This is a genomic window from Mesorhizobium sp. M7A.F.Ca.CA.002.04.1.1, from assembly GCF_004022805.1.
Classification (GTDB): Bacteria; Pseudomonadota; Alphaproteobacteria; order Rhizobiales; family Rhizobiaceae; genus Mesorhizobium; species Mesorhizobium ciceri.
Map to the genome: position 1 here is coordinate 1 of NZ_RZPL01000831.1, position 2,316 is coordinate 2,316.

Below are 2,316 nucleotides of genomic sequence, written 5' to 3' on the forward strand. Positions count from 1 at the left end.
TGCGGTAATCGTCCGGAATGGCGCCGACCGTGATGCTGTCGCGCTGGGCGCAGCCGGCGAGCAGCGCCGCCACCGCAACCGCCAGGACAGGAACGGCTCGCCGGCAGACCCGTGAACGGCCGAGACGGGTCGTTGCGGCGATGGTGCTTGCCTTCAATGCTGACTGAGACATGTCCGCTTCCCCGCTTACTTGTAGATGAAGCCGACAACGCCGTGGTAGCGGCCATTGGGCTTGTCGGTCTGCATGGTGCCGTAGACGCGATTGACGCGGCCAAGGAACATGCCGGCGCCATCGCTGGCGGCGTTGAAATTGTCGTCCGGCTTGGCAAGGTCGTTGCGCGCCACCGGCTTAACCAGATAGGGCGTGATGATGATGACGAGCTCGGTCTCGTTTCGCACGAAATCCCTGCTGCGGAAGAGCGCGCCAAGCACCGGGATCTTTGTCAATCCAGGCAATCCGTTGACGGCTTGCCTGACATCGTCGCGAACCAGGCCGGCGATCATCATGGAGCCACCGGATGGCAATTCCACCGTTGTGTCGGCAAGGCGCTTGCGCAGCGACAGGGCATTCATGCCGGGACTCGTCACGCCTGAGGAGAACGATACGGATCCCTCGGTTGTCGGCTCGGAAACCGACGTCCTGACTTTCAAACTTATGCGGCCGGGAGACAACACAACCGGCTGGAATTCCAGGCCGATGCCGTACTCGATCTTTTCGACGCTGTAGGTCTTCAGGCCGGTCTGGTTGTCTTGCGATACATTTGCCGAGACACCCGTGACCATATTGTATTCACCGCCGACCTTGAAGGTTGCCTTCTCGCCCGACACAGCCGTCAAGGTCGGCTCGGCCAAGGTCTTCATCACCCCGGACTGCTCCATAGCGTTCACATAAGCCTGCAGTCCTGAAGCGCCGATTTGAAAGCCGGAATTCGACAGCTGTTTGCCGAGACCCGTGAAGTTGTCGCTGATTGCGCCGTAACTAATGCCGTTGCTGCCGCCGCTGCCAACCATGTTGACGCCGAGCTGCTTCATCACCGAGCGGCTGACTTCGGCGACCGTGACCTTCAGCGTGACCTGGTCGTCGCCAATGATCTGGATCAGGTTGACGATCTGGCTGGTGCGGCGCTCCTGGTCCGGATTGTTGATGTCGACACCGCTCTGGGCCGAGCCGCCAGCCGCGGTCTGCGAATATTGTCCCGTCGTCGCTTCACCACCCGACACGAACATGTTCGCCAACTGTTCGGCGCGCTTGGCATCCAGGGGGGTATCCACGGTTCCTGTGAGAACGACGTTGTCGTTCAGCAGTTCCACCTTGACAGCCGACGTCGGCAGGAAGCGCCTGATATAATCTTCAAGGCCGGCAACGTCGCGTTCGACGGCCAGGTCCAGGCTGACGATCTGCTCGCCATTGGGGCCGAAGACAAAGATGTTCGTCTCGCCGACCGCCTTGCCGAACAGATAGATGCGCCTTGCGGTGCGGGTCACCGCATCGGCAACCGCCGGATTGGCGACGAGAATGTCATAGGCATCGCTCGGCAGGTCGATGACCACCGACTTGTTGAGGCCGAGCTTGACGCGCTGGGTGGCCGTCGATGCCGTGACCTGCGCGTTCTTTGCCTCGACGACGCTGCCTTGCACATTCGTTCCGACGAGCAGCAGGCCGAATGCCGCGGCTACGATTGCCGGCAGTTTGCCACCTAGCTTCATTTCCTTGCTCCCACTTCGGAAACTTCGCCCGACTTGATCAGCCTCACCGTTCCCCTGCGGCCATTGCCGGAAACGAGATAGTCGGCCTCACCCACATTCTTTTCCTGCGTGTCCGCGACCGCCCGCAGCGCCAGGGTCAGGCGATCCGCCATCTGCTGGGCGACGGTGATAATCTCCGCCTGCTTGGGCGTCAGTTCCAGCGTGGCGGTCTGGCCCACCCTGGTCTTCTTGCCTTCCTCGTCCTCCTGAATGGTCTGGTCGATGGCCAGGACGCGGATGTTCTTGAGGATGGTCTCGGTGTTGAAGCCGGCGGCACCGCTGGCGGCATCGGCCCTGCGGGTCATGATGACGTCGACGAAATCGTTGGGAAGAATGAAGCCGCCGGCCGACGTGTCGGCCGAGATGGCCGTGGCGACCGCCCGCATGCCGGAAGGCAGGATCGACGACATGAAGCTCTGCCCCTCCCCGATCAGCTTGGAACGCCGCAGCGGCTCTCCGGCATACATCGCCACACGGGCAATGGAACCCTTCAGCTTGTCCAGCGCCTCGGGCTCGGCGGTGCGGGTGATGAAATTCGCGTTGACGCCGTCGGCGGGCCAGGATTTCCAG

The 2,316-nt window shown here is 62.0% G+C and carries 2 protein-coding genes and 1 pseudogene; all 3 read right to left on the reverse strand.

Translation table 11 applies throughout. The features are described 5' to 3' along the window. Window positions 1-172 (reverse strand): annotated as a pseudogene (locus ENZ75_RS35380) (pilus assembly protein CpaD); the annotation flags it as partial. 14 nt (window positions 173-186) lie between these two features. Continuing rightward, entirely contained in the window at window positions 187-1,707 is a 1,521-nt protein-coding gene (locus ENZ75_RS29120) for a type II and III secretion system protein family protein (RefSeq protein ID WP_013533683.1), read from the reverse strand. Next, window positions 1,704-2,316 (reverse strand): Flp pilus assembly protein CpaB (cpaB, locus tag ENZ75_RS29125; protein WP_128278521.1); only part of this gene is annotated, 613 nt, incomplete at its 5' end. The genes ENZ75_RS29120 and cpaB, both read right to left, overlap by 4 nt.

Bases quoted from the DNA above. Each gene is read 5' to 3' on its own strand.
- ENZ75_RS29120 (WP_013533683.1), bottom strand. From the start codon at position 1,707: ATGAAGCTAGGTGGCAAACTGCCGGCAATCGTAGCCGCGGCATTCGGC.